The organism is Alcanivorax sp. DP30, from assembly GCF_009882945.1.
Lineage (GTDB): Bacteria > Pseudomonadota > Gammaproteobacteria > Pseudomonadales > Alcanivoracaceae > Alcanivorax.
Genome location: NZ_WTUY01000004.1, coordinates 377,775 through 402,051, shown reverse-complemented (window position 1 = coordinate 402,051; position 24,277 = coordinate 377,775). Strand labels below are relative to the sequence as shown.

The following is a 24,277-nucleotide window of genomic DNA, read 5'->3' as shown; positions in this document are numbered from 1 at the left end:
GTGCGCAAAGCGGGGATGGTCAGGCGAGACAGGCAAAGCCCCGCCCATGCTACGGGTGCGGCCTTGTGTGCTTGAAAATACGTTTATTTTTACAGGACGGCGGGTTGTTAACTGTTGAGCTGAGCCAGTAACAATTCCATCGCTTTGCCCCGATGGCTGATGGCATTCTTTTCTTCCGGCGGAAGCTGGGCCGCGGTGCAGCCTTTCTCCGGGACGAAGAAATGAGGGTCGTAGCCAAAGCCCTGATCGCCCTGGGGTTCAAGGACAATTTCACCATCCCAGGTGCCCTGACAGATGATCGGGGTGGGGTCGTCTTCGTGTTGCATCAGTACCAGCACTGCCACATAGCGGGCATCGCGGTTCACGTCTGGCAGGTCGGACAGCAGTTCCACCAGCAGCTTGTTGTTCTTGTCGTCGCTGGCGCCGACGCCGGCAAACCGGGCAGAAAAGACCCCCGGTGCACCGCGCAGGGCGGCGACCTGAATGCCAGAGTCGTCGGCAATGGCGGGCAGGCCGGTATATTTGCAGGCATTGCGCGCCTTGATGATGGCATTTTCCACGAAGGTGGTGCCCGTCTCGTCCGCCTCGGGTACATCAAACTCGCGCTGTGCCACCACTTCAATGTTGAGCGGAGTGAGCAGGTTCTGCAGTTCGGCGAGTTTCTTCTTGTTGCCGGAGGCGAGAACGATTTTTTCCATGGGGAACTCCTGACGTGGTTAGCTACGAGCTTCTAGCGACTAGCTTCGAGGAAAAGAACAAACCGGGAACTCTAATGCTGGTTCCTCGTTGTCTAATTGTTTAGCTCGTAGCTCGTAGCTCGTAGCTCGTAGCTGTCTCTATGCTTTAACCCGATAAATCGCAATCTCACCGAACAGGTTTGGCCACAGTTTGGCCAGAAAGCCGCTGCGGTGATGGCGGTTGATTACCTGCCGTTCAAGAATGCGGATGTTGTGTTTGCGGCAATGGGTTTCGAAATCCTGCACCGTGCACAGGTGGATATTGGGCGTGTTGTACCACTCATAGGGCAGTGCCGAAGAAACTGGCATGCGGCCCTTCAGTGCCAGGTAGCTGCGTACCCACCAATGGCCGAAGTTCGGGAAGGTGATGATGGCTTCGCGGCCCACACGAACCATTTCATTGAGGATCTGGTCGGGCCGCAAGACGGCCTGCAGGGCCTGGGTCATGACCACATAATCGAAGCGCAGATCCTGGAAGTTGCCCAGGCCACCATCCAGATCCTGCTCCAGCACGTTGACGCCCTTTTCGAAGCAGGCTGCCAGGTTGTCCTGGTTGATTTCCAGGCCGTAGCCTTTTGTCTGCTTGTGCTTGCCCAGCCAGGCGAGCAGGGTGCCGTCGCCACAGCCCAGATCAAGCAGGGTGGCGCCCTGGGGAATCCAGTCGCTGATCAGCTGCAGGTCATCACGCATTGCCCGCCTCCTGGTTTGCCGCTTCGCTGGTGTCGTTCACGGTCTCGTTGGCGACCCTGTGCATATAGGCCCCGAACAGCTTGATGTATTCGGGGATGTCCAGCAGGAAGGCATCGTGCCCCTTGGGGGTATCGATCTCCGCATAGCTCACGTCGCGGCCGGCATGCACCAGACCATCCACGATTTCGCGGCTTCGTTCCGGGGCAAAACGCCAGTCCGAGGTGAAGGACATGATCAGGAACTTGCAGCTGGGCTGGGCCAGAGCGGTTTCCAGGGAATCCTCGAATTCCCTTGCGGGGTCGAAGTAATCCAGCGCCTTGGTCATCAGCAGGTAGGTGTTGGCATCGAAGTTACGGGAGAACACCTCGCCCTGATGGCGCAGGTAGGATTCCACCTGGAATTCCACGTCGAAGCCGAAATGAAAACGCCCTGCCTGCAGATCGCGACCAAACTTCATGCGCATGGCGTCATCACTGAGATAGGTGATATGCCCGACCATGCGCGCCAGGATCAGGCCCTGGCGGGGATAGGTGTCGTGCAGATAGTAGCGGCCACCATGGAAATTCGGATCCGTGAGGATCGACTGACGGGCCACTTCGTTGAAGGCAATATTCTGGGCAGACAGCTTGGGCGCGGCGGCGATGACCACGGCGTGGCTGAGCCGCTCCGGATAATCGATGGACCATTGCAGGGCCTGCATGCCTCCCATGCTGCCACCAATGACGGCAGCCCAGCGTGCAATGCCGAGCACGTCGGCCAGCCGTACCTGGCTGTTGACCCAGTCCTTGATGGTCATCATGGGGAAGTCGGGCCCCCAGGGCTGACCGGTCTCCGGGTTGATGGAGGACGGGCCGGAGGAACCATGGCAGCCACCCAGGTTGTTCAGGCAGACCACAAAGAAGCGGTTGGTGTCGATCACCTTGCCGGGTCCGATGCAGGTATCCCACCATCCCGGGCGTTTGTCCGTCATGCTGTGATAGCCCGCAGCATGGTGATGGCCGGACAGGGCATGACAAATCAGCACTGCATTGGAGGCGGCGCTGTTGAGGGTGCCATAGGTCTCGTAGACCAGCTCATAGGCAGGCAGCGTCCGACCGCACTCCAGTTCGAGAGGCGTATCGAAGCGGTGGGTTTTCGGCTCGACCAGTCCGACGGAATCGGCAGGAATCTGTTGCGGCATGATGACTCGCTTGCGTCTGTAGCCGCAAAGTCTAAAGCCCGCCCGGTGGCCGTGCAATCGGCCACCGGCGAGAAGCGCAGAGTTATCTCAGGTCAGTGGGCTAAAGTCGGCCTCTTCGTGATGCTGGCGGACATCAATATAGTCATCCAGTGCCTGATGGACCTTGTTGCGCTGGAACTTGCGATCCACATCCACGAGGAGCAGGTAATTGCCGTTCTTGACTGATTGAACGTAGGGTTCAATGTGGTGGTTGGCATGGGAGATGCCTCGCAGGCCGCCCACCCAAGCGCCAAAGCAGGTGAAAAACAACGCTGTCAGCGCCCAGATGCCCAGGTGGGCGTCAATTCCCCAGGGGTCGGCGAAGGCCACGGCATAACCTGCGAGCAGACCGGCGATAAAGCCACGGGTGGCGCCACTGTAGCCATCGGCCATCAGGTCGGTATCTTTCCAGGGGGTGGTGCTGTTGATGCCGAGGCGTTCCAGTTCGCCATTGTCGCGGGCCATCACATGCACCCGGTCGCCGCCAAAGCCGGCATCATCCAGACGGTTCAGGGCATTACGAACCTGCTGCAGGTTGGGGACGAGATAGTAGATCCTGTACATACGCGTTTCCCTCCTTCGTAATAGATGCCTCCCACGCTAGGCGTGGGCAAGTGAAGAAGTGATCAAAAGATGATCAGAAACAGGTGAAGAATGGCAAATCGGGAATTACTGGACAAGCTGTACGCCCAGGTGGCCAATGATGAGGATGCCCGAACCTGCACGGACATCAGCGAGGACGCCTGCCGGGAAGTGCCGGGGAATTTTTTCCGAATCATCACTGCCAATGCCCTGACCAAGATCGGCGATCTGCTGATCAACCCCAAAACCGTATTGGCCTGGTTGATCACCGCAGTGGGCGCGCCGGCCTGGCTGGCCGGGTTTCTGGTGCCCATTCGGGAGTCTGGATCACTGATTCCGCAATTGATGATCGGTGCCCTGGTTCGCCGCTATCCGGTGCGCAAGGGCTTTTGGGTGCTGGGCTCTGCCTTGCAGGGGCTGGCGGTGCTGGGCATGGCCGTGGCGGTGTGGTGGCTGGACGGCATGCAGGCGGGCCTGGCTATCATTGGCCTGTTAATCCTGTTCAGCATCAGCCGCGGATTCTGTTCTGTGGCCATGAAAGATGTGCAGGGGAAGTGTATTCCCAAGTCCCGCCGCGGTCGGCTTACTGGTTTGTCGGCGACCTTGTCCGGAGCGATTACCTTCACGTTGTCCCTGGTGATCTTTCAGGGTGACGATGACCCGAGCCGGGGATTTTACACCGCCTTGCTGGCCGGGGCCGGGGGCGCCTGGCTGGCGGCGGCCTGGGTGTTTTTCACCGTGGATGAATACCCCGGTGCCAGCGAGGGTGGCCATAATGCCTTCCGAGAAGCGATCGGCAGTCTGCGATTGTTGAAAACGGATGCGCCGTTTCGCCGTTTCGTTATTACCCGGGCGTTGTTGATGTCCTCGTCCCTGGCGTCCCCGTTTCTGGTGCTGCTGGCGCAAGACCAATCCTCCCTGCCCCTGCTGCTGGGCAGTTTTGTGCTGGCTTCCAGTCTGGCCAGCACGGTCAGTGCCACGGTCTGGGGCTATATGGCCGATACCTCCAGCCGCAACGTGATGATTCTCGGGGGCGGCCTGGCTGCCGTGATCTGTGTGCTGGCCGGTGCATTTGCCCTTTGGGGGCCGACCGTGTCCTGGCTGCACTGGTTGTTCCCCATCGCCTATTTCGTATTGGCGATCGCCCATGCGGGAATCCGTATCGGACGCAAAACCTATCTGGTGGACATGGCCGGTGGCACCAAACGCACGGATTACACCTCCGTCAGTAATACGGTGATTGGTGTGCTGCTGTTGGCAGTAGGTGCCATGAGTGCGGGGGTGGCGACCCTGGGTAATGACTGGGCGTTACTTGTGTTGGGCGTCATGGGGGCGGTCGGGGTGCTCAGCGCGGTGTCATTGAGGGATGTGTGAGTGAGCGGCAGGTAGCCGTTCAATTGTCCAGGCATGGACACCGGTCTGTGTTTCTATACTGACCGACGATAATATTGATGCTGTTTCGAAACCAAAACAGGGAAGGAAAAAGATGAAAAAAATCGCGATTGCAGGAGCATTGCTGATGTCAGTTGGGTTGGCCCAGGCGGAAGAGGGGGCGCCGCATTTTATTCTGGGTGGTGCATTGTCCGTTGATACCAGCAACTTTGCGGATGAGCTTGATGATGATCTTGCTGGTCTGGGTTTTGATGTGGACGATGATACCGGTTTGGCGGTGGGGCTGGATATTCATGCGGGTCTGGGCTTCATGGAGGCTTCCAGCTTTCGGGTGGGCTATCGGAAGTTCGGTCAGCAATCCGCAGAGGTGGGCGTAGTCGGTCTTCCGGGTACTGCGACGGCGGAGCTGGATGCAGATGGTATCTACGCTGCCCTGGATTTGCTGTTTCCGGTCAGCGATACCTTCTATCTGGGGGGAACTCTGGGGTTGCAGGACTGGGAAATTGATCTGGACGTTGAGGGCTATGGCGACAGCGAAGACGGTAATGATCTTTTCTTTGGTGTCATCGGCAAGATGCTGTTCCAGGATCAGACCGGCGCACTGACCATGTCCATCAATCGTTACAGCTTCGAGCTGGATGGTTCTGACCTGGAATACACGCCGATTTCTGTTGGTGTAGAGTTTTTTCTTTAAGTGCTGGAAGAATCCTGGCAGGCATCATTCTGGTGCCTGCTTATCAACAATGCGAAAAAGTGCGAGAAGCAGTCGCATTACTGAGTGCTCCCTGTAAGAGATCTCTGACATCTCTGTAGGCTATGTCTCAAAACTGACATTCGAGATTTACTTGCTGGTCTTAAGTAGTAGTCCGCCTGGTTTTACCAACGGCTGGGGGGAATCAATGAAACGAATTCTGGTGATGGGCGTGGCCATGCTGGCGGCGGGAAATGTTTTTTCTGCTGAAGAACAGCGCAAAGGCGCATTTATGGTTGGGGCGGAGTTTGTAAAAGATAAAAGTAACTATGGCGATGAGCTGGAGGATGCTCTCCTGAATCGTTCAGGGCCCGGCTTCTCAGTGGACGATGAGGGTGCAGGTACTGGTACAGGTTTCTATTTGGGTTATGCCTTTGGTGCTGCATCAAGTGTCCGTCTGGGTTACCGAACTTTTGGCAATCAGGATGGAGAAGTATTTTTCAGCGGTGTAAAAGCAAGCGAGTACAAGGTTGATGCGGATGGCGCCTACCTGGCTGTTGACCTTATGTACCCGATTAACAAGACCTTTTCACTGGGTGGAACGCTGGGTCTGCAGAGCTGGGATGGAGATATCAGCATTAAAAACACCTACGGCAGCTATAGTGATTCAAGCAATGGCCGTGATTTCTTTTATGGGCTTCGGGGCAAGGCAAAGTTCAACGAGGACAAAGCTGCTTTTGTTGTGGGGTATTCGTTGTACAGCTTCGAAGATGAAGAGGGCGAGGAGCTGGAGTACAACAGTTTCAGCCTTGGCCTGGAAGGGTATTTTCGTTAATTGATCTGCCTCTTGCTCTATCGTTGTTGCGAAAGTGCAGGGGCTTTCGTTCAGTAAGTCAGTTGAAAGCGCGGGAGATGCGTTTTAGTCCAGGGAAGCTTCGCCCGCGCCTTTTAACTTGAAGCTTGCCGCTCAGTCTTTCTCGAACAACAAATCCCAGACCCCGTGCCCGAGTTTTTCGCCGCGGCGTTCAAATTTGGTTTCCGGACGCCAGTCGGGGCGCGGTGAGAACTGGCCGGGGCCCGCCAGATTGATGAAGCCTTCCTCCGGGTTCATCACTTCCATCATGTGTTCGGCATAGTTTTCCCAGTCGGTGGCCATATGCAGCACGCCGCCGGATTTGAGCTTCTGGTGTACCCGCTGTACCCAGGCCGGTTGGACGATACGGCGCTTGTGATGCTTTTTCTTGTGCCAGGGGTCAGGAAAATACAGCTGCACGCGGGAGAGGCTGTTGTCCGGGATGCATAGCTCGAGAATCTCCACCGCATCATCACAGTAACTGCGCAGGTTGCTGAGACCCAGTTGCTCGATTTCCATCAGCAGGGCGCCGACTCCCGGGCGGTGCACTTCGATGCCGATGAAGTCCTTGTCCGGGTCCGCTGCCGCCATGGCGGCCAGGGATTGCCCCATGCCGTAGCCGATTTCCAGCACCCGGTCCGCATCGCGGCCGAATACTGCCATGGGATCCAGCATGCCCTGATCCCGCTCCAGGCCAAAGGTGGGCCAGAGGTTATCCAGGGCATTGCGCTGCCCGGTGGTCAGTCGGCCTTCGCGGAGCACAAAGCTGCGCACCTTGCGCATGACCTTGCCGGTTTCCGGGTCTTTGTCCTGTTTGATGAAATCGAGCATGGCAATGGGAGCTGTCATGGAATTGGGGCGTGATTGTAGCAGAAAGCGGCGAGGAGGCGTGTTCACGTGCTGTTCATGGACGCTGGGGGATGATCGCTCTTGAAGATTATTCTTCCCCAATACTTACCCCTGGCACTGACTCCTCCCCCGGACAGTGCCTTTTTTTTGCCCGTTTCTCGGGAGGCCGGTTCAGGTTGTTGCTGCGGGTGCTTGCCTGCAAGCATGGCTTCTGCAGAGTCTATCCATGGTGCCAGGCGTCAGCAGCCGCAGAGAGCCCAACAAAAAGCCCCTCTTCGAGGGGCTTTTTGTGTTGCCTGAAGCGTGCCGCGTTTCTTATTGACTGATGCCGTCCAGCGGTGATGACGCAGACGCATAGGCCTTGCGGGGCATGCGTCCGGCCAGGAAGGATTCGCGGCCGGCTTCGATGGCCTTCTTCATGGCAGAGGCCATCAGTACCGGTTTCCGGGCGTGGGCAACGGCCGAGTTGAGCAGCACCCCGTCACACCCCATTTCCATGGCGATAGCCGCATCGGACGCGGTACCAACACCTGCGTCCACGATGATGGGCACGTTGGCTTCTTCCATGATGAGGCGAATGTTATGCGGGTTGAGGATGCCCAGGCCGGAGCCGATCAGCGAGCCCAGCGGCATCACCGCCACACAGCCCATGTCTTCCAGTTCCCTGGCAACGATGGGGTCATCGTTGGTGTAGACCATTACCTTGAAGCCGTCGTCGATCAGCTCGCGGGCGGCGGTCAGGGTATGCGGGATATGGGGGTAAAGCGTTTTCTGGTCGCCCAGGACTTCCAGCTTGACCAGGTCATGACCATCCAGCAGTTCCCGGGCCAGCTTGCAGCAGCGTACCGCTTCCTCGGCGGTGTAGCAGCCGGCGGTGTTGGGCAGGATGGTGTACTTGTCCGGGGTGATGTAGTCGAGCAGGTTGGGCTCGTCGGCGTTCTGGCCGATATTGGTGCGGCGGATGGCTACGGTGACGATTTGCGCGCCGCTGGTTTCAATGGCCTCGCGGGTCTCGTCAAAATCCTTGTACTTGCCGGTGCCGATCAGCAGGCGGGAGGAGTAGGTGTTTCCGGCAATGGTAAGCAGATCGGACATTCTGGCCTCGATAATTCAGTGGGTGGATAGCTGTCAGCGCTGTTCGGATGCGGGGTCAGCCACCGCCGATGGCATGGACGATTTCCACCACGTCACCGTCGTTAAGGGTGTGGTCGCCATGCTGGCTCTTGGGGATGATTTCCCGGTTCACTTCCACGGCCAGTCGGCGGCCGTTCAGTTCCAGTTGCGTCACCAGATCAGCAATGGTGTTGCCATTCAAAGTGAGCGTATCGCCATTTACAGTGAGCTTCATGATCTTGATCAAGCGTGTTTGAAAAGAGACAAGGCCAGCATCAGCCAGCCGATGATCAGGGCGGTGCCGCCCAGTGGCGTAATGGCGCCGAGCCATTTTTGTCCGCTCAGCACCAGTACATACAGGCTACCACTGAATACCAGCATGCCGGCAAACAGTACCCAGCCGGCAGTGACCATGCCGGAAGCACCGAAGGCTTTGGCCAGCAGGCCGGTGAGCAGCAGGGCAAGGGCATGGTAAAAGTGGTATTCGCTGGCGGTGGACCAAGTGGCCAGCAGGGACTCGTCTACCCGGCTCTTGAGACCATGGGCACCAAAGGCGCCAAGGGCCACAGCCAGCGCGCCGTTAATGGCGCCAAGGATAAGCAGGACTTTCATTCTGGGCTCCGCATGGGCGGTCAAAACGGGTGCCGCCTCGGGTTGCACAGTGTACCGGAAAACTTTTCGCGTCGGGGAAATTCGTGCCTGTTGTGGCGATGGCGCGGAGTACAGATGGTGGGGTTGAGGGGCGAGTTTCGAAGGTCTAAACCTGATAGTGCGCAAGACTTTTTCCTGTTGAAACTTGCTTCTCGCAACTCGAAACGGGTTGCCTCGCCTGGGGTTCGGATCGCTTGCAGGCAAGCTCCCACAGCGGCATAAAAAAGCCCCTCTGCGAGGGGCTTTATGGGTGCCTGTTGCGCGAAGCCTGTTGCGTTACGCCGCCATGGCGTTGCGCAGCTTCTTGATGGCGTTGTTTTCCAGCTGACGGATGCGTTCGGCAGAGACACCGTATTCATCGGCCAGATCTTGCAGGGTGGATTTCTGGTCAGCCAGCCAGCGGCGTTCCAGAATGTCACGGCTGCGATCATCCAGGGCCATCAGCGCAGAGCTTAGCTGGCGGGTTTCGCGGTTCTGCTGGTCCTGCTCAGCGATGATATCTGCAGGGTCACTGTTGTCGCTGTGCAGATAGGTCGCCGGGGAGACCACGGTGCTGTCTTCATCGTCGTTGGCGGGGCCGTCGAAGCTGGCGTCATAGGCACCCAGGCGGCCTTCCATTTCTTTTACCTGCTCGGCCGTGACGCCCAGGTCGTCAGCCACGCGCTGGGCTTCTTCCAGGGTCAGGCGGCCGAGGCGTTTCTTCTGGCCGCGCAGGTTAAAGAACAGCTTGCGCTGAGCCTTGGTGGTGGCCACTTTCACGATGCGCCAGTTCTTGATCACATACTCGTGGATTTCGGCCTTGATCCAGTGCACGGCAAAGCTCACCAGGCGCACACCTTTGGTGGGGTCGAAGCGTTTGACGGCTTTCATCAGGCCCACGTTGCCTTCCTGCACCAGGTCACCCAGGGGCAGGCCGTAGCCGGTATAGCTGCGGGCGATATGGACCACAAAGCGCAGGTGGGCCAGCACCAGGTTGCGGGCGGCATCCAGATCCTGCTGGTAATAAAGGCGTTCAGCCAGTTGGTGTTCGTCGTCTGCGCTGAGCACCGGCACGGCATTAACGGCTCGCATGTAGGCGTCCAAGTCATTGCCTGGTACTGCCAGAGTGAGCGCCTGTGCGGGGATTGAAGGCTTGGTCATGCGCAATGTCTCCTTGTGAAGACCTTGTTAAATTCCGTTGAGGATTTTCTGAAATCCATCAGTGCTCGATATTAGCACTCGAATTAGTAGAGTGCTAATCGGCCAGAAAGTTCCGTTCCATCAACAAATTTGATGGTTTTCGGAGCATAACGGGTTTTGGTGAACAGGCTGTGAACCGGGGCGCAGAATCAGCTACGAGCTACAACGCGATTAGAGAGTGGAGGGCCGGGAAAGTTCCGGATTTCGCGCTGGTATCCTTGTGGTTCGCGGGCAGGGCTTTGCCGATTGGCAGGGCCTGACCCGCGCCTTGCAGCGTGTAGCTTGAGGCTTGTAGCTGCCTTCAGAAGTTCGGCTCAATGTCGCTCAGATGCCGTCCCACCGCCAGCCAGGCACCGAGCAGGCCCAGGGTGCCGCTGAAGAGTGGCATGATGAGTAGGCTGGATGCGGCCAAGGAGGTGAGTGATTGCTCACTGTTGTATAGATTGAGCAATTCGTCGATGGGGCCGCCCAGCCACCAGAGGGCGGTTTGCACCAGAATGACCGCCACCAGTCCGCCGGCAAAGCCGTAGCTGAAACCGGTGTAGAGGAAGGGGCGCCGGACGAAGCCGTCGGTGCCGCCGACGATTTTGACCACCATGATTTCATCCCGGCGACTTTCGATGCCCAGCCGGATGGTGTTCACCACCACCAGCACCACGGCGGCGGCCAGGGCCAGGGTGAGGGCGGAGATCAGTCGCTCGCCCAGTTCTATCAGGGCATGCAGGCGGCGCACCCATTCCACATCCAGCTGTACCAGGTCCACGTGGTCCTGTTCGGCCAGGCGATTTTCCAGGGCGCGCAGGGTGACCGGGTCGGTGCTGTCCGGGAACACCACGATCAACGGGGGCAATGGGTTGTCCGGCAGGGCCTGAAGCACATCACCAAAGCCGGACAGGGCCTGAAATTCTTCCAGAGCCTGCTGGCGGGTGATTACCCGGGTGCTTTCGATGTGGTCTATTTCCCGCCATTGCCTGGCCATTTCCCGCTGGCGGTTTTCGTCTACGTCCATGTCCAGAAACACGGACAGATGGGCGTTTCCGTCCCAGCCGCTGGTAATGGCGCGGGCGTTATCCAGCAGTACGGCGAGCCCGGCAGGCAGGGACAGGGCAATGGCGATGACCAGGATAGTCATGGCGCTGCTGGCACGGCTGCTATTGATGCGTTGCAACGCGTCGCGGAAGGAGTCGCGGTGGTGCTGGCGCCAGCTGGTGAAACGATCCTTCAGGGAAGTGTTGGCGCTTTGGGCGCCCACCACTCGACGTGGCTTGTCGGCCTTCTGCCGCGCTGGCTTGATCGGTGTGGCATTACGGGGAGGACGGTTAGACGCCATGGTGGTCTTCTCCCTCGTCGCCATCGTGAATCAGACGCCCCTCGCGCAGGGTTAGCAGGCGGTGATTGTAGCGGGCAATCAGGCTCAGGTCGTGGGTGGCGATCAGCACCGCCACGCCCACGCGGGCGAAGTCCTGGAACAGGTCCATGATTTCTTCGGAAAGGGCCGGATCCAGATTCCCGGTGGGCTCGTCGGCCAGAAGCAGTGGGGGTTTGTTGACCACTGCGCGGGCGATGCCGACGCGCTGTTGTTCACCGCCGGAGAGCATGATCGGACTGAGGTTTTCTTTCTCCAGCAGGCCTACCTTGTCCAGGGCTGCGCGTACCCGCTTGCCGATATCGGCGCGGGAATAGCCGGCGATGATCAGGGGCAGGGCCACGTTATCAAACACGGTGCGGTCGAAAAGGAGTTGGTGGTTCTGGTGAACCATGCCGATCTTGCGGCGCAGCAAGGGAATGTGACGGTTGCCAAACCCGTTCAGGTTCTGGCCTTCCACGAACACCTGACCCTGGGTGGGGCGTTCTATCATCATGATCAGTTTCAACAGCGTCGACTTGCCCGCCCCGGAATGCCCGGTAAGAAAGGTGAGCTGCCCGGCGGGGAGCGTGAAACTCACCTTGCTGAGCGCGTCTTTGCCATTCGGGTAGCGTTTGCTGACCCGGTCGAACTGAATCATGGAAGTCCCTAAGCAGCTACAAGCTTCAAGCTGCAAGCTACAAGGAAAACAAGTGGGCGCGGAGAGGGCGGTGCTGTTAGCAAGGCCTTGCCCGCGTTGTAGCTTGCAGCTTGTGGCTTGTAGCTGGTTTTACCCCGTTACATCTTCAAACAGCGCCTGGACGAATTCTTCTGCGTGGAAAGGACGCAGGTCTTCCAGTCGTTCCCCAACGCCGATAAAGCGAATCGGCAGCCCGGTCCGTTTGGCCAAGGCAAACAGAATACCGCCTTTGGCGGTGCCGTCGAGCTTGGTCAGTGCCAACCCGGTCACACCGGCCGCATCGCGGAATTGTTCGGCCTGCTGGATGGCATTCTGGCCGGTGCCGGCGTCCAGTACCAGCAGCACTTCGTGGGGAGCATCCGGGATCAGCTTCTTCATGACCCGGGTAACCTTGGTGAGTTCGTCCATCAGGTTGCCGCGGGTGTGCAGACGCCCGGCGGTGTCGGCGATGAGCACGTCGGCGTTGCGGGACTGGGCGGCTTGCACGGCGTCATACACGACTGAAGCGGAATCGGCGCCGGTGTGCTGGGCCACAACCGGGATGTCGTTGCGTTCGCCCCATACCTGCAGCTGTTCCACGGCAGCGGCACGAAAGGTATCGCCGGCGGCCAGCATCACGTTCTGGCCTTCGGCCTTGAAGCGGCAGGCGAGCTTGCCGATGGTGGTGGTCTTGCCGACCCCGTTCACGCCCACCATCAGGATCACATAAGGTTTCTTGCTGCCGTCGATAACCATTGGCTGATCCACCGGCTCCAGCAGCTTGCGCAGTTCGTTCTGCAGGGACTCGTAGAGGGCATCTGCATCTACCAGCTCTTCGCGGGTTACCTGGTCGGTGAGGGCCTGAATAATCACGTCGGTGGCTTCCACACCCACATCGGCCACCAGCAATTGGGTTTCGATTTCCTCGAAGATCTCGTCGTCGATCTCCTTGGCGCCCACCAGCAGGTCGGCCAGGCCTTTGCCAAGGCCTTTGCGGGTCTTGCTCATGCCCTGCTTCATGCGGGCCCAGAAACTCTCGCTGTCCTCGTCGCCTGGCGCTGTTGCGGCAGGCTGTGTGGTCGCCGGTGCAGGCTCGGCGGCAGGAGCAGGTTCAGCAGCAGGCTGAGGCGCGGGTTGCGGCTCGGCGGTGTCCGGGGTTTCGGCCTGGGCAGGTTGCTCAGAGGCCGGCGGCTGTGTGCTCTCCGGCGAGGCGTCTTCCTCTACCCCCACAAACATACGCTTCCAGAAACCGGTTTTTTTGGGTTCCTGCTTGCCATTGTCGTCGTCGCGGGAAACTTCGTCGCTCATGATCAGTCGTATCCACTTGTGAAGGGAAAAGAAGTTCCCCCTTCCTCTGCAATCGGGCTGCAAGTGCAGGGCAATAAACCGGTATGCTATGCCGGCAAAAGAAAAAGGCGCCTGCCTGCAGGTTGGCCGCTCGACACGCGAGCGGGTGGCTATCCTACCATTAAGCATTGAGGTGAGCAGCTTTCGCCGCACTTTACCGAGGACGATCCGGGCTGTCCGCAGCGTCGACCAGAGCGGTGCCAAGGCGCATGACAATGGGATACATAATGAAGAAATGGATATTGGGCCTGTCACTGGCCTGCTGGGCCGGTCTGGCCGGGGCCGCGTTGCCCACTCACAGTTTTACTCTGGATAACGGGCTCAAGGTGCTGGTGCGTGAAGACCATCGTGCGCCAGTGGTCACGGTGATGGTGTGGTTCAAGGCCGGCAGCATTGACGAGGCACCGTTTGAGACCGGGCTGGCCCATGTGTTGGAACACATGATGTTCAAAGGTACGGAAAAGCTGGGTCCCGGTGATTTTTCCAGGCTGGTGGCACGCTACGGTGGCAGCGATAACGCCTTCACCAGTTATGACTACACGGGTTACTACCAGCAGTATGAAGTGTCCCGGCTGCCCCTGGCCCTTGAGCTGGAGGCAGAGCGGCTGGCCAACCTGAAGATCGACGATGAGGAGTTCTACCGTGAACTGCAGGTGGTCATGGAAGAGCGCCGCATGCGCACCGATGACAATCCCAATGCCCTGGCCTGGGAGAAGTTCCAGGCAGTGGCGCGGCCGGGGACCGGTTATGCGCACCCCATTATTGGCTGGCGTTCGTTGCTCTCCCAGCTGCAGCCGGAACAGGCGCGCAGCTGGTTCCAGCGCTTTTATGTGCCGGGCAATGCCACCCTGGTCATTGCCGGGGATGTGACCCGGGATCAGGTAGAACCGCTGGTGGAGAAGTTCTTCAGTGACCTGCCCGCTGGCAGCACGCCGCCCCGCCCGAAACAGACCATCAATCCGCCAGCTGGGGAGCGCCGGCTGACGTTAGCCCTGCCGGTGAAGGTGCCCACCCTGTTCATGATGTACAACGTGCCGTCCCTGGTTACGGCGCAGGACAAGCTGGATTTCTACGCCCTGACCATGCTGGCCGGGGTGCTGGATGGCGGCATGAGCGCGCGCATCGAGACCGATCTGGTGCGCGGACAGAAACTGGTGGCGGGAGCAGGGGCTTCCTATTCCGGCATTCAGCGCGGCAATGGCACTTTCACGATTCAGGCGGCGCCGAACCCCGGTGTCACTCTGGACCAGGTGGAAGAGGCCCTGCGCGAACAGATTGAGACATTGCAGACCACCCTGCCCAGCGAGGAAGAGATGGCACGGGTGCGCGCCGGGGTGCTGGCGGGGCAGGTTTACGAAAAGGATTCGGTGATGGGGCAGGCCATGGAGCTGGGTACGCTCAGCACCCTTGGGCTGGACCTGGATCTTTCTGCGAAGTTTGCTGATGAACTGGCGAAGGTGACCGCCGAGGATGTGCAGCGGGTGGCGAAACAATGGCTGGTGCCGGAGCGCCTGGCGGTCGGGCATGTTGAGCCGGAGCAGGGGGAAGAATGATGAAGAATCAGCTACAAGCTACAAGCTACAAGCTGCAAGGCGCGAGAAAAGGTCGTCGCCAGCGAGGAGGGGCAGAGTTCCGCGCTGCTGGCGGCGCGGCGCTGGCGTTGTTCGGTTGGCTGAGAGATCTGCGCGTGTTGCAGCTTGCAGCTTGCAGCTTGCGCTTCCTGACAGTGGCAGCAGCGATATTCCTGAGCGCCTGCGCTTCGATGAATTCCTCTGATAATTTCCCCACCACTGAAGCGCAGGTGGCGGCCAGTGAGCCGAGGGCGCCGGAGCTGGCGATTCAGTCCTGGCAGACAACGGAAGGCGCGAAAGTGTTGTTTGTCCCCAGTGATGCGCTGCCGATGCTGGATATCCGTCTGGTGATGGATGCCGGCAGTGCCCGCGACGGCGGGCAGGAAGGCCTGGCGTCCCTGACCAGTTCGCTGCTTGGCCAAGGCGCTGCGGACCTGGACGTGGATGATATCGCCCGCGGCTTCGAGGATCGCGGCGCGGAGTTTTCATCCGGCAGCTATCGGGATATGGGCGTTATCAGCCTGCGTACCCTGTCTGACCCGGAATTCCGCGAGCCGGTACTGGACTTGTTCGGCAGGGTCATCGGCACGCCGACGTTCCCGGAGGATGCGCTTGCGCGCATTCGTACGCAAATGATGCAGGGCCTGCGCATGGAGCAGCAGGTGCCGGGGCCGCAGGTGAGCAAGGCGTTCATGGCGGCCCTTTACCAGGGGCACCCCTACGGTTCTGCCAGCGGCGGTACTCTGGACAGTTTGCCGGCGATTCAGCGCGAACAGCTGCAGCAGTTTTATGACACCTATTACGCTGCCGGAAATGCCGTGATTGCCATGGTGGGTGCGGTGAACCGCGAGCAGGCGGAGGCTATCGCCAGCCGTATCAGTGCGGCGCTGCCAGCGGGTGATGCCGCGCCGAAGCTGGAGCGGGCCAGACCGCTGGAAAGTCGCAAGCGCGAGCACATCACCTTCCCCTCTGCCCAGACCAGCATCCTGCTGGGTAATCAAAGCACCTGGCGGGGCAACCCGGACCACGTTGCCCTGTACGTGGGCAACATGGTGCTGGGCGGTGGCGGCTTCGCCTCCATCCTTACCGATGAGGTACGTCAGAAGCGCGGGTATGTGTATGGCATCGGCAGTGGGTTCTCGGCCATGGCGGCGGGAGGTCCCTTTAAGGTGTCGTTCAAGACAGGCAACGACAATGCCGATCAGGCCCTTAGCCTGACCCTGCAGCTGATTGATGACTTCATCCAGCAAGGGCCTACCGACACCCAGCTGGAAGAAGCCCGTACCAGCATTCTTGGCAGCTTTGCGTTGGGCACGGCGGACAACGGCGACATCATTGGCCAGCTGGGAGCCATTGGCTTCTATGATCTGCCGCTGGATTACCTGCAGCAGTTCAGCCAGCAGGTCCGGGATGTGACAGCCGAAGATATTCGTCAGGCGTTTGCTCGCGCGCTGGATGCCGATGACCTGGCCATCGTCAGCATTGGCCCAAAGGCGCCGGAGATTGTCCCGGTGGATGAGGGTGCCGGCAGTGATGTGGCTGCCGTGGTGGAAGAGGCGGACAGTGGCGAAGAATAAGGGCCGTGCCGCTACGGCCAGCAAGGGCCAGGTGCGTATTATCGGTGGCGAGAAGCGTGGCTTGCGATTGCAGTTTGTGGATCACGGTGGCGACTTGCGCCCGTCCTCGGACCGGTTGCGGGAAACCCTGTTCAACTGGCTACAGTTCGAATTGCCGGGCATGCGTGTGCTGGACCTGTTTGCCGGCTCCGGGGTACTGGGCGCGGAAGCGCTCAGTCGTGGTGCCCGCGAAGCGGTGCTGATAGAGAAACAGCGGGACCGGGTAGCAGACCTGCAGCGCCAGCTGCAGCCCCTGTTTGATGGTCGAGTCAGCGTGCTCTGCCACGATGCGCTGGTGTGGTTGCATCAGCCTGCCGAGCCCTTTGACCTGGTGTTCGTGGATCCTCCCTATGATCTGGGGCTGGCAGAGCCCGCCTGCGCGGACCTGGAAAAGCGGGGCTGGCTGGCGGACGGCGCCTGGATTTACCTGGAATCCCGCCGTCAGGGTGCGGTGCCTGCGGTGCCGGCAAACTGGTCACTCCATCGGGAAAAACAGGCCGGCGAAATTCATGCCCGGCTGTTCCGGCGGCATGCTCCAGCGTGCCCTTAACGTATTCATGACAGCCATTCGTCCAGAATCCGGGTTAACTGGGCGAAATCCGCTCCGGGTTCCTATGGAAATGCAATAATGTGATATGTATCACGCTTTACTGCGTGTAGTGCGTCATTGTTCCGGCTAGGGATTGCCTTTGGAGGACTGCATGGATGAGATCAGCAGTGCCAGAATACCGCTGAATCAGGACCGGTTTCTCCGCCAGTTGCTGGGTTATCTGGCCGAGGCGATTCAGGATGTGGCGGGCCTTGAGCATGCGGAGGGCCTGGTATCCATAGTCGGCCAGAAAATTGGTGATGAGATAAACGCCGAGTATCGAAGTGCCCTGGGCGTGGCCAGGCTGGACAAGGCTCGCATGGCGGCTGTGCTGGTCGATCTCAAACGGCGAATCCGCGGTGACTTCTACATCATTCAACAGGATGAACAACAGATCATCCTGGGCAATCGTCGCTGTCCCTTTGGTCGTTACGTGGAAGGTCGTCCTGCGCTGTGCATGATGACGTCCAATGTCTTTGGCGTGATTGCCGCGGAAAATCACGGCTATGCCAGGGTAGAGATTCGAGAAGCCATTGCCAGTGGCCACGCGGAATGCCGGGTCGCCGTGAATCTGCAGCCGGAAGAAGGCGCTGCGGGACGGGAATACTTTTCAGCGGATGACTGACCATGGTCACTGTCGATTGCCTCGCCATTCTCGACGCGATCTCCCTGCCGGTGGTGCTGATGGATGGAGAGGGGGGCATCAAGGTGCTGAATGCCCACGCTCGACGGTTGCTTGGCGGGAGTGAGCCCACCCACATTGCCGCGCTTCTCCGTACCGATGGTGAGGCCTTCCTGAAAATGGTGCGTCGAAACCGTCAATGTGCCCACCTTGCTACTCGTTTCATCGAGCCTTTGCAGCACTACTACCCGGCCAGCTCCCGTGTCTGCCGCGCGGGCGAGTGGCAGGACTGTTATCTGATCGAACTGATGCCCAGGGATCTGGCAGTGGGAGCCATCAATCGACTTTCTGAGATACGTCGCCGGGAGGCGTCTCTGCAGCGAAACTATGTGCGGGCCAGGGAATCGGAACGGACAGCACTTTCCCAGGCCTACCAGGACCCACTTACCGGCATTGGCAACCGCCGGGCCTTCGAGCAGTGGTTTCAGCAACTGTGTCAGGAGGCAGTGAAAGGGTCGCTCCCTCTCTCTCTGCTACTGATCGATCTGGATTTTTTCAAACGCATCAATGACAACCATGGCCATGAAACCGGTGACAAGGTGTTGTGCGCCGTGGCGTCCCTGTTATCTAACGCTCTGGTACGCAAAGGGGATCGTGTGGCCAGGATCGGCGGTGAAGAGTTTGCGGTGCTATTGCCAAATACGGACGCATCCGGTGCGCACGATGTGGCCTGGCGTCTGGTCAAAGCCATGCGGCGTGCCAATCAGGAGGTGAAGAGTGGTCCAGACTGGCAGCCGGTGACTTTGTCTGTGGGCGCCTCGAGTTGGGCTCCCGGTAGCACCCTCTCTGTCCCGACCCTGATGCGTGCGGCCGACGAAGCGCTCTATCTGGCGAAAGAGCAGGGGCGTGATCAGGTGGTCCAGTTGAGAGGCGCCGATTGACAGCACGGGACGCAAAAATGGCACAAACTGCACTAGCGTCCCATGTTCTCCTGTCCCATATTGAATGAATCACAGGAGGGCTACCATGACTGATCAAGTGATTGGGCAACTTGCTGCCAAGAAAAAAATAAACCAGAGCGATATTCAGCCGCGCCGGATGGACTTTGAGTTTGACCCGTCCATGCCCCGTTACTGGTTTGATAATGATCAGTTCAAATCCATTTTGCTTACCTCCTTGTCCTGTACTTTTCCCGAAGGCGAACGTTTTTTTGTGCGTTCGGTCCGTCACTTCCAGAAAAATATTCAGGACCCAATGCTGCGCGAGCAGGTGAAGGGTTTTATTGGTCAGGAAGCGCATCATGGAAACGAGCATGATGCGTTTAATGAATTTATGGAGACCAAGGGCGTACCGGCCAAAAAAGTGGATGCCTTTGTGAAAGACGGCCTCAAGTTTATGGCCAAGGTGCTGTCACCAGAACGACAGCTGGCCAAGACCTGTGCGCTGGAGCACTTCACCGCCATGCTGGCGGAAATGATTCTGGAAAACCCGGAATTCATTGAGGGCATGGATGAGCGCATGGTGCCGCTGTGGCTGTGGCACGCGATTGAAGAAAGTGAACACAAGGCGGTGGCCTTCGATGTCTTCAAGGACCAGGTGGATAGCTACTGGGTGCGCAGTTCCGAGATGGCCTTCACCACGGTGGAGTTCATTGGCTTTACCATTTTTCACTATATCCAGTTGCGCCAGGAAATGGACGATCCCACGGACTGGAAATCGGTGCGTAATGGCTTCAACTGGCTGCTGGGTAAACCCGGATGGTTGCGCAAGCTGGGCAAGTCTTACCTGGCCTACTACAAGCGTGACTTCCATCCGTCAAAACGTGACAGTGCCCACCTGCGCAGGCGCGCATTGATTCGTCTTGCCGACATGATGGGGAGGCCGGATCTGGTAGCGTAAAAAGCGGCCCAGGGATATGTTGCCTAACGGCTTCATGAAACCTTGTCGCCTCCTGTGATAGCGTGAACTGATAGTGTCATGAGGAGGTGACCATGGGTTGGCTCACAGCTCTGAAGCAACGTTTTTTTTCAGCGTCTCCCTCGCAGGATGAATGTGAGGAGCCCGTTGAGCACCGTGTCTATCATCCCGCCCATGAAGGTGAGACGCCGGATGATCTGCACCGCGGTCGGCACCGAATCAAGGAAACCTTTACCAATCACTGGGATCTGGATTACCTGCCACGGGAAGAGGTTGAGGCCATCCTGGAAAAGCAAAAAAAAGACCGGCAATGATGGTCGGTTTATTGTCAGGTTTCTGTTCTTGAGCACCTGCACGCGGATAGTCCCGCTTTTCGCATGCAGGCATGCGCTTCGCAAAACGTTCAGGCAGGTCGAATGACCCCTGCCTCGGAAAATCGTTTGGATACCCGAACCACAATATCGCTCTGAAACGCTTTCTCGTAATGCACATCCAGTACATAGGCTTTGGCCCGTAAGCGAATGGCCAGCTTGTAACCGATCTCGATTTCCTCGATAGCGAAGCTCACGGGTTTTTTCAGATAAGCGAAGCGGCTGGTAAAGATCACTTCTTCAATGATGGCTCTTGCTTCTTCCAGATCTGCGTCCAGTCCCACATGAAAATCCGTCACCACCATCATGTCCAGTTCCCCGGCGTTGCCGGACGCGACCACGTCAGTAATGAATCGGGAGTTGGGGATAGTGACCAGATTGTCATCCAGGGTTTGCAGTCGCACCGTGCGCAGGCCGATAGAAACAATCTCGCCATAGACACTGTCGAAGCTGACCCGGTCTCCCACCCGGAACGGGCGATCGAACAGCAGCAGCAGGCCGGCCACCAGCGAGGCGGCAATATCCTTGAGGGCAAAACCCAGCGCCACGGCGACGGAACCGCCAGCGGCGAGCATGAATTCCTTGGGAGGCTGCAATACGCCCACCACCAGAGCAATGGCGCCCACGGTGTAGAGCACGAAGCCGATCAGGGTGGTGATCTGCAAAATCAGAAAGCGCCGGGTAGGCAGCTTTTCGGTGACTTTCTGGCCGGCCTTGTGGATGCCCCAGTTGAGTGCCCACAACACAAAGCCACCGATGAACAGCAGCAGAATGGCGTAGATGTTGAACAGCTCAACCACTACCGCCAGGTCGTTGACGATATTTCCATCATTCATTGAGCAGGTTCTTCCTTGTCAGGTAACTGATCACCGGCTGGTACCACAATGGCACCAGCCGGTAGCGACCGTCTTCCGCTTTTTGCAGAAAGCCGGCATCGAAACCACCTTTCAGGGCGTACCCCACCACGTTCTCGGGGAGGCAGGTGACGCCACTGATTTCATTGCTGGTGAGGGTGCCGTGGGTGGCAATGGCGGCATAAACAAACAAGGCGTTCTCGCCCATGTTGTCAAGGAGACTGGCGGAAGGCGGGGTAGGCAGACCCACCAGCACATCGCGCCCCTGTACCTTGATAGACGTGAGCCACAGTCTCAGTGCGACCAGGGGGTTGCCCCGGCAGGCATCCCATAAAAGGCTGAAGTATCGTTGTTCGGCGTTACGGACATTGCCTGCCTCCGGTCCACGGGAAGACAGTAACACTTCGTCGTAGCGTACCTTGTAGCCGCTGAGATGGTTGCGAGAAAGAATCAGGGAGCGGATGTCGGATTGGGCCCAACGCTTCACCTTGATCACATTGCGGAACTGGTAGTCTCGGCCGAACACGTTGCACAGGTAGGCCCAGCTCTGGTTATTGATCAACAGCAGCCAGAACACGTTATCCAGTCGCGCGTTCACCAGACTGAGCACCTGTCGCCAGCCTTCCAGTCCGCCTTGCTGGGCGAGGAAGAAATTCTGCGCTTCATCCAGCACCACCAGGGTGGGTGTTCTGTCCTCATCACTTTTTACCAGCGCGGCGGCGCCGTTTTCACCCAGTTCCACATCGAGCGTATCGCCGACCAAGGCGAGGATATCCGCTGGCATGGTGGTGCGGGCGGGCACCTTGATGTCGATGACCTTCAGGCTTTCACAGCTGCTCTCCAGAGCGCTTTTCAGCTTGCTGATGCTGATGCTCTTGCCGCTGCCTTTTTCACCGGCCACTACCAGTGCGTTCTCGTCGGTCTTGTCTTCATGCCAGCGCTGGATGCTTTTTTCGATGGCAGCAACCAGGCCGGTATCGATGAACGGCAATTTGGAGCCTTCCGGGACATCCTGGGCAAACCAGCGTTCGTAGTGGATCTCCACCTCGTCATCCTGGTCTGTCGCCTGGTCATTCCCCTCGTCGCTGGCGATACGGGTGCGCAGCCTGAACCAGCGGGCCTTGAAGCTCACGTACCAATCGAAGTCGGTCAGCACCCGATCAATAAAGCCCACCAGGAAGCTGATCAGCGCCACCGGTAACAGCAGGGGGGCAAACAGCGGGAAATAGCGCTCTCCGAGCAATCGTTCGGCAATGGGATCCAGTCGTGACGGCAGAATGGCTTGCAGACAGACCAGATAATCCTTGCTGCGCAGGGTCAACAGGCGGCTGAGTGCAATGTACAGGCAAACGCCAAGGACCGTCTGCATCAGGTAGTAGAGCAGGGATGGACCGAGGCTTTCCCAGATCACCAGCAGGGGAAGCCAGGGCAGCATCAGCCATCGAGCCACGCCGCGGGAATGCTCTATGACCTGTTGTGCCGGGTCGCCGCTGAGATAGGTGCCAGCACTCTGGGCCACACGGCCCAGCAGCCATTCGCCCATCAGGCAAAGCAGGCCATAGATTACGTACAGGTGAGCAAAGGGCAGTAACCAGAACAGCACCTTGGTGGAGGGTGTGTTCAGTCGCATGTCAAGCTGGTCGAGAATCATCCATAGCAGGAACCAGGGCAGCATGGGGGCAAGGCCGCTGATCAGGCGACTGGCATTGCGTACCCAGCGTTTATCGCCACTCATGCTGATCACTTTCTCGTGCAGACTCAGGGCCCAGTGGCGTGTGCGTCGCGCCAGTTTGACCAGCAGCACGAACCCGGCGATGCCCAGCACCAGAGCAAGGACATTCTGTACTAAAGGCAGATAACCGCTACCACGGATCGGCGCGTTCAGGTCGTAGCGCACCAGTACCATTGTGTCGATTGCCCGCTGTCCGATCCGTTGGGCTTCTCTGGCGACCAGGGCGGGGGATGCGCTCAGGCCACCGAAATCGGCAATCTGCCGGGCCAGTTGACGCCGTTGCCAGATATCTCCACGCAGTACCCGAATCTGTCGCTGGATATCCAGGCGGATCTTGATCAGGGTGCGATATGCCTCGGTGACGGGCACTGGCGCGTTCAGCGTCGGGCTGTCATACCAGAGTTGATCCAGCTGCGCCCGCGCCTGCTGTGAGCGTTCTTCATCCAGCCTGGGAATCAGCGCCCAGGTGCTTGCCAGGTTGTCTTGTAGCAACAGGGCGCCCTGACGAATGCCCGGGTCCAGCGTGTCGGCACTGAGCAGGCTCTCCAGCTGCTGGTTAAGCTCGGTGAGGCTGACCATGGCGCGCCGCTGCGTCAGGTTGCGGTCGGTAATCTGATGGCGCAGCACAAGCAGGGCCTGGTCCTGCTTTTCCAGCTGGCGTTTGATGGCTTCCAGGTCACTATTCAGTGACGGGCATTCGGGTAATTCCAGTGACCGTGAGGGGGCCGTGGACGGCAGGGTGATCAGGGGGCTATCCAGAGAGTGGCCGATCAGGGTTTCCAGCTGTTCATGGCTGGGAATCTGGCCATCAATAACGCGTTGCAGTTGCTGGCGGTCATTCTGCAACTGCTGGTATTCGCGTTCCAGGCTGATCAGCAGTTGTTCGGCTTCTTCGCAGGCCGGTGTGGCAGCCCTGGCCAGCGGCAGCAACAGCAACAAGCAAGCCATCACAAAGCCGGGCAATTGTCTGCGGTGCGATCCCATTCGCATTTCCTGTGTCCTTGATTCGGCCCGGAGTTCGGGGTGGCTGCGGCAACCATTGTAGGAAGGGTAGCGGATGGCGTCACCTACTGTATAAGAAACGGTCATGCAGGAGATTGAGGAATAGCGCAGAACGGGGAGAGTCAGAGTGCTATAGTCAAAGAAGAGCCATTGCAGAGGATGTGACAATGAGTGATCTGACAGTCGGTGCCCTGATGGGCAAACATCCCACGGCCATTGCGTTGGGCACGGAATTGACCGAGGTGGTGGACCAGTTGCTGAAACACAAGGCCTCCGGCCTGCCGGTGGTGGATGAAAATCATCGGGTGGTGGGTTTTGTGTCGGAGCAGGATTGTCTGCGCAAACTGCTGGTCTCCAGTTACCACTGTGAAGGCTCGTTGATCGTGGATGAGTTCATGCATGACCAGCCCCTCACCGTGGCGGAGAGCGATTCGGTGGTCAATGTGGCGGAGCTGATGGTGAATCAGAAGCCCAAGATCTACCCGGTGGTGGATGCGCAGAAACGACTGGTGGGGATGCTGAGCCGCCACCAGGTGCTGGGCGCCCTGAAAGATACCCGGCGCGCCTGCGACGTGTGATTTGAACGCCGGACGTCTGATGCCTGGGTCTGTCAGTTGCGGACGTCCGCGTCAGGGCCTCCGCTTTCCGGTTGGCCCCTGCGTACAATTTTCCTGCT

At 58.7% G+C, this 24,277-nt stretch carries 25 protein-coding genes; 11 read left to right on the top strand and 14 right to left on the bottom strand.

Going from position 1 to position 24,277, the window contains the following annotated elements; translation table 11 throughout:
* Nucleotides 1-107 precede the first annotated feature (107 nt).
* From rdgB to GQF00_RS08130, 4 genes are all read right to left on the bottom strand, one after another.
* Nucleotides 108-698: an RdgB/HAM1 family non-canonical purine NTP pyrophosphatase gene (rdgB, locus tag GQF00_RS08145; RefSeq protein ID WP_161318666.1), complete on the bottom strand. Its 591-nt coding sequence runs from the start codon at nt 696-698 to the stop codon at nt 108-110.
* 138 nt (nt 699-836) lie between these two features.
* On the bottom strand, nt 837-1,427 hold the full coding sequence (metW, locus tag GQF00_RS08140; protein WP_161318665.1) for a methionine biosynthesis protein MetW: 591 nt from the start codon (nt 1,425-1,427) through the stop codon (nt 837-839).
* A complete protein-coding gene (locus tag GQF00_RS08135; RefSeq protein ID WP_161318664.1) occupies nt 1,420-2,607 on the bottom strand; it encodes a homoserine O-acetyltransferase in 1,188 nt (395 codons plus the stop codon). The genes metW and GQF00_RS08135 overlap by 8 nt, the downstream gene beginning before the upstream one ends.
* Nucleotides 2,608-2,694: 87 nt before the next feature.
* The gene (locus GQF00_RS08130) at nt 2,695-3,210 is read right to left on the bottom strand and encodes a hypothetical protein (protein WP_161318663.1); all 516 of its coding nucleotides are present in this window, start codon (nt 3,208-3,210) and stop codon (nt 2,695-2,697) included.
* Between the two features lie 90 nt (nt 3,211-3,300).
* Here GQF00_RS08130 and GQF00_RS08125 point away from each other — a divergent pair, with 90 nt between their 5' ends.
* The 3 genes from GQF00_RS08125 to GQF00_RS08115 all read left to right on the top strand — a co-directional run bounded on the left by GQF00_RS08125 (nt 3,301) and on the right by GQF00_RS08115 (nt 6,146).
* Nucleotides 3,301-4,602 (top strand): MFS transporter, encoded by a 1,302-nt coding sequence (locus GQF00_RS08125; protein WP_161318662.1) that lies wholly within the window; start codon nt 3,301-3,303, stop codon nt 4,600-4,602.
* A gap of 112 nt (nt 4,603-4,714) precedes the next feature.
* Nucleotides 4,715-5,314 carry an outer membrane beta-barrel protein gene (locus tag GQF00_RS08120; protein ID WP_370519469.1) on the top strand — a complete coding sequence of 200 codons (600 nt, stop codon included), beginning with the start codon at nt 4,715-4,717 and terminating at the stop codon, nt 5,312-5,314.
* 205 nt (nt 5,315-5,519) lie between these two features.
* The gene (locus tag GQF00_RS08115) at nt 5,520-6,146 is read left to right on the top strand and encodes an outer membrane beta-barrel protein (protein WP_161318660.1); all 627 of its coding nucleotides are present in this window, start codon (nt 5,520-5,522) and stop codon (nt 6,144-6,146) included.
* Between the two features lie 132 nt (nt 6,147-6,278).
* Here GQF00_RS08115 and trmB read toward each other — a convergent pair whose 3' ends face one another.
* The 8 genes from trmB to ftsY form a co-directional block, all read right to left on the bottom strand.
* Nucleotides 6,279-6,995: a tRNA (guanosine(46)-N7)-methyltransferase TrmB gene (gene trmB / locus GQF00_RS08110; protein ID WP_161319196.1), complete on the bottom strand. Its 717-nt coding sequence runs from the start codon at nt 6,993-6,995 to the stop codon at nt 6,279-6,281.
* A gap of 333 nt (nt 6,996-7,328) precedes the next feature.
* Complete coding sequence (locus tag GQF00_RS08105; RefSeq protein WP_161318659.1) at nt 7,329-8,108, bottom strand: thiazole synthase; 780 nt, start codon at nt 8,106-8,108, stop codon at nt 7,329-7,331.
* A 55-nt stretch (nt 8,109-8,163) separates the two neighbouring features.
* On the bottom strand, nt 8,164-8,361 hold the full coding sequence (gene thiS / locus GQF00_RS08100; protein ID WP_161318658.1) for a sulfur carrier protein ThiS: 198 nt from the start codon (nt 8,359-8,361) through the stop codon (nt 8,164-8,166).
* An 8-nt stretch (nt 8,362-8,369) separates the two neighbouring features.
* Complete coding sequence (locus GQF00_RS08095; protein WP_161318657.1) at nt 8,370-8,738, bottom strand: DUF423 domain-containing protein; 369 nt, start codon at nt 8,736-8,738, stop codon at nt 8,370-8,372.
* A gap of 315 nt (nt 8,739-9,053) precedes the next feature.
* Entirely contained in the window at nt 9,054-9,917 is an 864-nt protein-coding gene (gene rpoH, locus GQF00_RS08090; RefSeq protein ID WP_161318656.1) for an RNA polymerase sigma factor RpoH, read from the bottom strand.
* A 340-nt stretch (nt 9,918-10,257) separates the two neighbouring features.
* Nucleotides 10,258-11,286: a permease-like cell division protein FtsX gene (ftsX, locus tag GQF00_RS08085; protein ID WP_237440442.1), complete on the bottom strand. Its 1,029-nt coding sequence runs from the start codon at nt 11,284-11,286 to the stop codon at nt 10,258-10,260.
* Nucleotides 11,276-11,962: a cell division ATP-binding protein FtsE gene (ftsE, locus tag GQF00_RS08080; protein ID WP_161318654.1), complete on the bottom strand. Its 687-nt coding sequence runs from the start codon at nt 11,960-11,962 to the stop codon at nt 11,276-11,278. Before ftsE ends, ftsX begins: the two co-directional genes overlap by 11 nt.
* 129 nt (nt 11,963-12,091) lie before the next feature.
* Complete coding sequence (gene ftsY, locus GQF00_RS08075) at nt 12,092-13,288, bottom strand: signal recognition particle-docking protein FtsY (protein ID WP_161318653.1); 1,197 nt, start codon at nt 13,286-13,288, stop codon at nt 12,092-12,094.
* Between the two features lie 266 nt (nt 13,289-13,554).
* On the opposite strand from ftsY, the gene GQF00_RS08070 reads away from it, so the two are divergent.
* From GQF00_RS08070 to GQF00_RS16610, 7 genes are all read left to right on the top strand, one after another.
* Complete coding sequence (locus GQF00_RS08070; protein ID WP_161318652.1) at nt 13,555-14,880, top strand: pitrilysin family protein; 1,326 nt, start codon at nt 13,555-13,557, stop codon at nt 14,878-14,880.
* Complete coding sequence (locus GQF00_RS08065; RefSeq protein ID WP_237440441.1) at nt 14,877-16,475, top strand: pitrilysin family protein; 1,599 nt, start codon at nt 14,877-14,879, stop codon at nt 16,473-16,475. The genes GQF00_RS08070 and GQF00_RS08065 overlap by 4 nt, the downstream gene beginning before the upstream one ends.
* Nucleotides 16,462-17,064 carry a 16S rRNA (guanine(966)-N(2))-methyltransferase RsmD gene (gene rsmD, locus GQF00_RS08060; protein ID WP_370519468.1) on the top strand — a complete coding sequence of 201 codons (603 nt, stop codon included), beginning with the start codon at nt 16,462-16,464 and terminating at the stop codon, nt 17,062-17,064. Before GQF00_RS08065 ends, rsmD begins: the two co-directional genes overlap by 14 nt.
* Before the next feature lie 151 nt (nt 17,065-17,215).
* Nucleotides 17,216-17,728 carry a methanogen output domain 1-containing protein gene (locus GQF00_RS08055; RefSeq protein ID WP_161318651.1) on the top strand — a complete coding sequence of 171 codons (513 nt, stop codon included), beginning with the start codon at nt 17,216-17,218 and terminating at the stop codon, nt 17,726-17,728.
* Between the two features lie 2 nt (nt 17,729-17,730).
* Nucleotides 17,731-18,666 (top strand): GGDEF domain-containing protein, encoded by a 936-nt coding sequence (locus tag GQF00_RS08050; RefSeq protein WP_161318650.1) that lies wholly within the window; start codon nt 17,731-17,733, stop codon nt 18,664-18,666.
* Nucleotides 18,667-18,751: 85 nt separating this feature from the next.
* Nucleotides 18,752-19,624: a metal-dependent hydrolase gene (locus GQF00_RS08045; protein WP_161318649.1), complete on the top strand. Its 873-nt coding sequence runs from the start codon at nt 18,752-18,754 to the stop codon at nt 19,622-19,624.
* A gap of 92 nt (nt 19,625-19,716) precedes the next feature.
* Nucleotides 19,717-19,956, top strand: a complete 240-nt coding sequence (locus tag GQF00_RS16610) for a hypothetical protein (RefSeq protein ID WP_202560429.1) — start codon at nt 19,717-19,719, stop codon at nt 19,954-19,956.
* A gap of 89 nt (nt 19,957-20,045) precedes the next feature.
* Here GQF00_RS16610 and GQF00_RS08040 read toward each other — a convergent pair whose 3' ends face one another.
* Nucleotides 20,046-20,849, bottom strand: a complete 804-nt coding sequence (locus tag GQF00_RS08040) for a mechanosensitive ion channel family protein (RefSeq protein WP_161318648.1) — start codon at nt 20,847-20,849, stop codon at nt 20,046-20,048.
* Nucleotides 20,842-23,583 carry an ATP-binding protein gene (locus tag GQF00_RS08035; RefSeq protein WP_161318647.1) on the bottom strand — a complete coding sequence of 914 codons (2,742 nt, stop codon included), beginning with the start codon at nt 23,581-23,583 and terminating at the stop codon, nt 20,842-20,844. Before GQF00_RS08035 ends, GQF00_RS08040 begins: the two co-directional genes overlap by 8 nt.
* Before the next feature lie 185 nt (nt 23,584-23,768).
* Here GQF00_RS08035 and GQF00_RS08030 point away from each other — a divergent pair, with 185 nt between their 5' ends.
* Nucleotides 23,769-24,179, top strand: a complete 411-nt coding sequence (locus GQF00_RS08030; protein ID WP_161318646.1) for a CBS domain-containing protein — start codon at nt 23,769-23,771, stop codon at nt 24,177-24,179.
* The last annotated feature ends 98 nt before the right edge of the window (nt 24,180-24,277 follow it).

Coding starts and splice junctions, on each gene's coding strand:
- rdgB (WP_161318666.1), bottom strand. CDS start 698: ATGGAAAAAATCGTTCTCGCCTCCGGCAACAAGAAGAAACTCGCCGAA.
- metW (WP_161318665.1), bottom strand. CDS start 1,427: ATGCGTGATGACCTGCAGCTGATCAGCGACTGGATTCCCCAGGGCGCC.
- GQF00_RS08135 (WP_161318664.1), bottom strand. CDS start 2,607: ATGCCGCAACAGATTCCTGCCGATTCCGTCGGACTGGTCGAGCCGAAA.
- GQF00_RS08130 (WP_161318663.1), bottom strand. CDS start 3,210: ATGTACAGGATCTACTATCTCGTCCCCAACCTGCAGCAGGTTCGTAAT.
- GQF00_RS08125 (WP_161318662.1), top strand. CDS start 3,301: ATGGCAAATCGGGAATTACTGGACAAGCTGTACGCCCAGGTGGCCAAT.
- GQF00_RS08120 (WP_370519469.1), top strand. CDS start 4,715: ATGAAAAAAATCGCGATTGCAGGAGCATTGCTGATGTCAGTTGGGTTG.
- GQF00_RS08115 (WP_161318660.1), top strand. CDS start 5,520: ATGAAACGAATTCTGGTGATGGGCGTGGCCATGCTGGCGGCGGGAAAT.
- trmB (WP_161319196.1), bottom strand. CDS start 6,995: ATGCTCGATTTCATCAAACAGGACAAAGACCCGGAAACCGGCAAGGTC.
- GQF00_RS08105 (WP_161318659.1), bottom strand. CDS start 8,108: ATGTCCGATCTGCTTACCATTGCCGGAAACACCTACTCCTCCCGCCTG.
- thiS (WP_161318658.1), bottom strand. CDS start 8,361: ATGAAGCTCACTGTAAATGGCGATACGCTCACTTTGAATGGCAACACC.
- GQF00_RS08095 (WP_161318657.1), bottom strand. CDS start 8,738: ATGAAAGTCCTGCTTATCCTTGGCGCCATTAACGGCGCGCTGGCTGTG.
- rpoH (WP_161318656.1), bottom strand. CDS start 9,917: ATGACCAAGCCTTCAATCCCCGCACAGGCGCTCACTCTGGCAGTACCA.
- ftsX (WP_237440442.1), bottom strand. CDS start 11,286: ATGGCGTCTAACCGTCCTCCCCGTAATGCCACACCGATCAAGCCAGCG.
- ftsE (WP_161318654.1), bottom strand. CDS start 11,962: ATGATTCAGTTCGACCGGGTCAGCAAACGCTACCCGAATGGCAAAGAC.
- ftsY (WP_161318653.1), bottom strand. CDS start 13,288: ATGAGCGACGAAGTTTCCCGCGACGACGACAATGGCAAGCAGGAACCC.
- GQF00_RS08070 (WP_161318652.1), top strand. CDS start 13,555: ATGAAGAAATGGATATTGGGCCTGTCACTGGCCTGCTGGGCCGGTCTG.
- GQF00_RS08065 (WP_237440441.1), top strand. CDS start 14,877: ATGATGAAGAATCAGCTACAAGCTACAAGCTACAAGCTGCAAGGCGCG.
- GQF00_RS08055 (WP_161318651.1), top strand. CDS start 17,216: ATGGATGAGATCAGCAGTGCCAGAATACCGCTGAATCAGGACCGGTTT.
- GQF00_RS08050 (WP_161318650.1), top strand. CDS start 17,731: ATGGTCACTGTCGATTGCCTCGCCATTCTCGACGCGATCTCCCTGCCG.
- GQF00_RS08045 (WP_161318649.1), top strand. CDS start 18,752: ATGACTGATCAAGTGATTGGGCAACTTGCTGCCAAGAAAAAAATAAAC.
- GQF00_RS16610 (WP_202560429.1), top strand. CDS start 19,717: ATGGGTTGGCTCACAGCTCTGAAGCAACGTTTTTTTTCAGCGTCTCCC.
- GQF00_RS08040 (WP_161318648.1), bottom strand. CDS start 20,849: ATGAATGATGGAAATATCGTCAACGACCTGGCGGTAGTGGTTGAGCTG.
- GQF00_RS08035 (WP_161318647.1), bottom strand. CDS start 23,583: ATGGGATCGCACCGCAGACAATTGCCCGGCTTTGTGATGGCTTGCTTG.
- GQF00_RS08030 (WP_161318646.1), top strand. CDS start 23,769: ATGAGTGATCTGACAGTCGGTGCCCTGATGGGCAAACATCCCACGGCC.